The sequence below is a fragment of the Martelella sp. genome (assembly GCF_984369615.1).
Map to the genome: position 1 here is coordinate 1 of NZ_CFHTCS010000299.1, position 5,423 is coordinate 5,423.

Below are 5,423 nucleotides of genomic sequence, written 5' to 3' on the forward strand. Positions count from 1 at the left end.
CGTTCGCGGAAAGCAGAAGCGGTAGCGGCCATGGAAAACGGGAGCCTATCCGCATTCGGGCGGAAGTTCATCGTTGACGAAAAGCCCGTGGCGGCGGCGTGTCTCCAATAAGTCGCCCCATATGGTCCTCCCGGTTCTCCTCTGTGCTCTTCAGCTAGAGGCTGCTTTTCAGCTCCTTTGCGCAACGGTACCCTGCTCAAGACCATCATCTTCTATGCTTGCCCCTTGCGGGGTAGCCGTATGCTCCCTTAGCAGGGGAGTAGCGGTTAGCTCGGCTTAAGCCTGTACAACAAGGGACCTACTTGCACGGTTAACCCCAAGGCTACCCCGAAGCCGACCCCAGAGGCAGGCACGCGGCAATACCTCAAGCGGCTACCAATGATGAGGGGAAGACCCGTAGCAATGTGCAAGGCATACCGCACCCCCAAAAGGCACATGCAAAAGGGGGGCCTAAGGTTGCTAGTCCTAAGCTCCCCGAGACTGTGGTGATCTGCCGATCTACAGGAGCCCGGCGCTCTGCATTGCCAGATAGTCGGCAACAGAGATGCCCCGCGCTTTAGCCCCTGCGATGACCTCACGTTGGCGGCGCTTCTTCTCCCACCAAGCACGGGGCGTTGCTTTGCTGGATAGAGTGAGCCGTTCCGAGTCGGACAGGATATCCATTCGGGCACCCTTGCCGCTCATCACCTTTCGAATGGCCTCGATGCGATCATCATTACCTAAGAAGGTGCCAGTCCAAGCCCCGTCCTTTTGCTCCTCTGACACAATCAGGAAGGCTCCGAAGCCGTTGGTATGGGCCTTCAGTGTTATTCGGCACCCGGTTGCATCCGGCTCAGTCTTGCGTATCGCCTCCCGCATCGCCAGCACCTCCGGGATGTCGCCGGGGTTGTTCACGGTAACGCTGAAATTGCTGTCCATGTGTGTCATTGACGATTCTCCTCCTTGTCAATATCGCGCCCTGTGCATGCACGTCCCATCGGGTAGCGACACCGTGCAGTCAGCTAGGGCATTCGCAAGTTTGTCCTGCATGCGGTCCTCATGCCAAAGCCACAGGGCGAACAATATGGCCCCGAGGATGAGCACGGCCCGTGCCATGCTGTCCATTTCCGCCTGCTTCTCCTTCAGCTTCCTGTGAGCCGAAAAGAGCAGGGCATTGTAGCGGTCCTCGGCCATCTGCCGTTCCTCATCTGTCATGGCTGCCCCCTTCCTTCTCCTCCAAGAGTGGCTCAATCTTCTCCAGTTCTTCAGCGTACCCCTTCAAGCTAAGCTCGGTGCCGCCATACCCTTGGGCTGAGCTGCGGGCCAAATCCTCCAGCCCCTTCCCGTAGGAGCGCCCGGAGATATAGTGCTCGGCCTCATGGTCCAGCCGGTAGCGGCGGCACAGGTCACGGAACAGGTGGCGGAAACCATGATTCGCCGGGGGTATTTGTGTGTCCCCCTTCAGGGCCACCCCATGAATCCATTCGCTGAGGTTCCCTTGTGTGCGGGCAGGGAAGAGCGGGACATTTGGCTTGGCTGCCTTGGCAAACTCAAGGATGCCCTCAGCGATAACAGCCGAATGGATAGGCACCCAGCGGCCTTTGTGGGTCTTGGTGGTCCGCTCGCCTTCGGCCTTGATATGGACAAACCAGTGGCCTTCGATCTGCTCAAAGTCGTCCGGCCTGAGCTGTGCGGCTTCTCCGACACGCATTCCCGAGTATGCCATCAACCACGGGACCCAACGGCGCTCCGGCTTGGTCTCCTTGCGGCTGGCCTTGAGGATAGCTTGGGCCTGTACGAGGCTGTATGTCCGCTTGGCGCTGTTGACCTCCTCCTTATCCGGCAGGTTCAGGTGCTCCAGTGGCAGGCCGGTGGGATAGAGCTGGCCGCTGCTCTGGCGCTGACCCCATTTGCATATTGCTTGGAGTGCAGCCCCCTTGTCCCGCACCGTGGTCCTTGAGGGGCGGGGCTCCGCCTTGAACAGGTGGTCCATCCAGCGGGTGACCTCGCCGGGGGTAATGGTGGTGGCGTCCTCGCTATGCCGATAGGCCGCAAACTCACTGGCGATGCGCCGGTACTTCTTGAGAGTCGCTGCCGATTTGCCCCGACGCGAGGCCATAAGGGACTCCTTGTCCCGGCTTCGCTTTTCCTCTTCGTCTATTATGTCAGAGAAGGTGGTGGTCTTGGTTGCTGCCTTTCGCGTACCCGGCTCGAAGGGTGGCAGCGCCCTCAGGCGTTCCTCCAGTTGATTGAGCCCCCGGTAGTCTAGCCCCAGGGTCTGCTCCAAGCCTCCCCGTGCCTCTGCCAACTGGCTAAGCATGAGGAGGTTTAGCTGGGCCTCATCAACAGCAGTGATGGGCTTCCCGTACTCATCCTTGACCGCTTGGGCTTCAGGGGTGACTTGTTGCTTGAGCCCCTCGGCCAAGGCTGGGGCAATGTCCGTGAGGAAGTAGCCGAACCTTCCGTTTTTTGCGTAGTCGGCTAGCAGCTTCCGGCTTAGCTCGTTGCGTTGCTCATCGTTGGCAGCAAGGAATCGCTTGAGGAATTGCAGGAAGTCGGCCCGCTCTTCTTTAGATACCGCTTCAAGGGCTGCGCTGGTGTGCTGGCCAAAGTGGTGAGCTGGTGGCACATGAAAAGGGGGAGGCGGCGGGGTGAACTCCGGGGTTGCCTTGTGGGTCTCGACAAAGCGCCGGGTGACTTCTCCGACCATCGCGGCCATGTCTGTGTGGGTGAGTGCGGGAGGCGCACCCGCAAGCGTTTGCCGCCAGCTCTCCCAAACTGAGTCCACCGCATCGCGTACTTTGGGGTAACGGCGCTGGGCTTCCTTGGGGTCTCGGGTTTGAAGGGAGCGGTGAACCTCGCCCCTGTATTTGATGCCGAGTGCTTTGAGGCGGCTCTTTGACCGCTTCAGGTCCGAAGGCGTGTCCCGTCTGAAATAGAAGATTCCAGATTTAGGGTGTCGCCACGGGCCGCTCATGATCCACCTTCGTCGTATCAACACGTAGATGCCTTTCGTAGCAGTCCGGTACAAGGAAAGCTAACGAAAACACTAACTTATTGCTTTTGAAGGAAGAAAACTGGTGGGCGATGAGAGGCTCGAACTCCCGACATCCTCGGTGTAAACGAGGCGCTCTACCAACTGAGCTAATCGCCCGCCCGTGTTGGTGGTGCGTGAAATAGGCGGATAGGAGGAAAATCGCAAGAGGGTTTTCGCCGAATTTGCATTTTTTTTCAAAAACCCGGTGGCCGGAGCATGCCGAGGCGGCAGGCGCATGAATCGCTCCCGGCGGATTCGTGCGCGGGAGAGAAGAAAGCGCCGTCGAACGCCGCTTGACAGGATGGCGACCGGCGATTTTTCCGATGACGGTTTTGCCGGTTTTCCGGGCCTTCCCGCAAGGGGCGCGCAAAAAAAACAGAAATGCGAGATATGTCGCTTGACAGTGGCAGGCGACCCCCTTAAACAGCCGCTCACGCCAGACAGACAAGCGCTCGCGAAAACAAGCGCTTGCCCCTGAAACGGCCAAATGCGCGGGTGTAGCTCAGCTGGTTAGAGTGCCGGCCTGTCACGCCGGAGGTCGCGGGTTCGAGCCCCGTCACTCGCGCCATTTTTTCTTCTCCTTCACGTTTTTCATCCTTTGTTGCGCTGCCGTTCAGTCCATGTGATCGGTCGCGCGCGGTTCGCCCATTGCATTTGCCGGCAGGCGTCGATTCCGGCACCGACGGAAATCGCCCAGCCTGACTTTGCCGGCGGACTTGCGGACCGTCATGGCGGCAGCCGGCCCTCCCTCCGAGAGCGCAGCAAATTGCCGCACCCCGTTCGAAAGGCCGCAGGCGACGCAAAACCGCCGCATTCCGTTCCCGAAAGATTGTTGCAGCGCCATGAAATGAAGTCGCAATGGCTTGCGCGAGCGCGTCGGCTGCGCTAACCACAACCCCGACATCTATCAATTTTCGGTCTCGCGGTTTATCCTGCGGGTGCGCTGACCCGGGCGCCACCAAACGGCAAGGGTGTTTTTATGGCTGAAGTCCTCAGTTCCTACGTTCCGATCGTCATCTTTATCGCAATCTGTCTCATCATCGGGCTCGCCCTGATGGTCGCGCCCTTCGCGCTGGCCTTCAAGGCGCCCGATGCGGAAAAGCTTTCGGCCTACGAATGCGGCTTCAACGCATTCGATGACGCGCGCATGAAGTTCGATATCCGCTTCTATCTTGTCGCGATCCTGTTCATCATCTTCGATCTCGAAGTGGCCTTCCTGTTTCCCTGGGCAGCATCTTTCGGCGATATCGGCTGGTTCGGCTTCTGGTCGATGATGGTGTTCCTCGGCGTGCTGACGATCGGCTTCATCTATGAATGGAAAAAAGGAGCACTCGAATGGGAGTGAGCCAGGACGAAACGCTGGTCGCGCCGGTTCCCAAGGGCGTGGTCGATCCGATGACGAACAAGCCGGTCGGCGCTGACGACCGCTTTTTCGGTGAAATCAACAACGAACTTGCCGACAAGGGATTCCTCGTCACCTCGTCGGCGCAGCTGATCACCTGGGCGCGCACCGGCTCGCTGATGTGGATGCAGTTCGGCCTTGCCTGCTGCGCCGTCGAAATGATGCAGATGTCGATGCCGCGCTATGACTGCGAGCGTTTCGGCTTTGCGCCGCGCGCCTCGCCGCGCCAGTCCGACGTGATGATCGTTGCCGGCACGCTGACCAACAAGATGGCGCCGGCGCTGCGCAAGGTCTACGACCAGATGCCCGAGCCGCGCTATGTCATCTCCATGGGCTCCTGCGCCAATGGCGGCGGCTATTATCACTATTCCTATTCCGTTGTTCGCGGCTGCGACCGAGTCGTTCCCGTCGATATTTACGTGCCGGGCTGTCCGCCCACGGCCGAGGCGCTGCTTTACGGCGTTCTTCTGCTGCAGAAGAAGATCCGGCGCACCGGGACGATCGAGCGATAGCGGCGGGAGAGAATGATGAGTGAAGCTTTGAACGATCTCGGCGCCCATATCCGCGAAGCCTGCGAAGGCGTGCGCGATATCCGCATCGCCCACGGCGAACTGACCGTTTTCACCACGCCGCAGGCGATCGTCGAGGTCGCGAAATTCCTGCGCGATGACGGCCAGTGCGCGTTCGTCAACATCATCGATGTCTGCGGCGTCGACTGGCCGGGCAGGGCGCAGCGCTTCGATGTCGTCTACCATCTCCTGTCGCCGACCCAGAACATGCGCATCCGCATCAAGGTGGCGGTGGACGAAGACGAAGTCGTTCCCTCGATCACGTCCATCTTCCCCGGCGCCGACCAACCGGCCGGTTCTCCTCCAGGTGTTCTCCACGGAGACTGCCCACTTCCCCCGAACCTCACTGATCCGTATAGCCCAACGCACGGCGCTCCCCGAGCCAGCCTGAACGGAGGCGCTCTTCCCCTAACCGCCCTGCCCCCCCGCCGCGGGG

At 60.0% G+C, this 5,423-nt stretch carries 6 protein-coding genes and 2 tRNA genes; 4 read left to right on the forward strand and 4 right to left on the reverse strand.

All coding sequences use genetic code 11. From position 1 onward, the window contains the following. Positions 1–498: 498 nt before the first annotated feature. The 4 genes from AC5DC2_RS18645 to AC5DC2_RS18660 form a co-directional block, all read right to left on the reverse strand. Entirely contained in the window at positions 499–927 is a 429-nt protein-coding gene (locus tag AC5DC2_RS18645) for a hypothetical protein (RefSeq protein ID WP_491699548.1), read from the reverse strand. Positions 928–945: 18 nt separating this feature from the next. Then, positions 946–1,194 (reverse strand): hypothetical protein, encoded by a 249-nt coding sequence (locus AC5DC2_RS18650; RefSeq protein WP_491699549.1) that lies wholly within the window; start codon positions 1,192–1,194, stop codon positions 946–948. Further along, on the reverse strand, positions 1,184–2,956 hold the full coding sequence (locus AC5DC2_RS18655; RefSeq protein ID WP_491699550.1) for a DUF6538 domain-containing protein: 1,773 nt from the start codon (positions 2,954–2,956) through the stop codon (positions 1,184–1,186). Before AC5DC2_RS18655 ends, AC5DC2_RS18650 begins: the two co-directional genes overlap by 11 nt. 101 nt (positions 2,957–3,057) lie before the next feature. Then, positions 3,058–3,133, reverse strand: a tRNA-Val gene (locus AC5DC2_RS18660). A gap of 374 nt (positions 3,134–3,507) precedes the next feature. Here AC5DC2_RS18660 and AC5DC2_RS18665 point away from each other — a divergent pair. From AC5DC2_RS18665 to AC5DC2_RS18680, 4 genes are all read left to right on the forward strand, one after another. Then, positions 3,508–3,584 (forward strand) — tRNA-Asp (locus tag AC5DC2_RS18665). 411 nt (positions 3,585–3,995) lie between these two features. Beyond that, complete coding sequence (locus tag AC5DC2_RS18670; protein WP_024707025.1) at positions 3,996–4,361, forward strand: NADH-quinone oxidoreductase subunit A; 366 nt, start codon at positions 3,996–3,998, stop codon at positions 4,359–4,361. Beyond that, positions 4,352–4,930 carry a NuoB/complex I 20 kDa subunit family protein gene (locus AC5DC2_RS18675; RefSeq protein WP_024707024.1) on the forward strand — a complete coding sequence of 193 codons (579 nt, stop codon included), beginning with the start codon at positions 4,352–4,354 and terminating at the stop codon, positions 4,928–4,930. The genes AC5DC2_RS18670 and AC5DC2_RS18675 overlap by 10 nt, the downstream gene beginning before the upstream one ends. A gap of 15 nt (positions 4,931–4,945) precedes the next feature. After that, positions 4,946–5,423: NADH-quinone oxidoreductase subunit C (locus tag AC5DC2_RS18680; protein WP_491699551.1), on the forward strand; the 478-nt coding region annotated here is incomplete at its 3' end.

Excerpts from the sequence above, each read along its gene's own strand:
- AC5DC2_RS18645 (WP_491699548.1), bottom strand. The coding sequence starts at position 927 with ATGACACACATGGACAGCAATTTCAGCGTTACCGTGAACAACCCCGGC.
- AC5DC2_RS18650 (WP_491699549.1), bottom strand. The coding sequence starts at position 1,194 with ATGACAGATGAGGAACGGCAGATGGCCGAGGACCGCTACAATGCCCTG.
- AC5DC2_RS18655 (WP_491699550.1), bottom strand. The coding sequence starts at position 2,956 with ATGAGCGGCCCGTGGCGACACCCTAAATCTGGAATCTTCTATTTCAGA.
- AC5DC2_RS18670 (WP_024707025.1), top strand. The coding sequence starts at position 3,996 with ATGGCTGAAGTCCTCAGTTCCTACGTTCCGATCGTCATCTTTATCGCA.
- AC5DC2_RS18675 (WP_024707024.1), top strand. The coding sequence starts at position 4,352 with ATGGGAGTGAGCCAGGACGAAACGCTGGTCGCGCCGGTTCCCAAGGGC.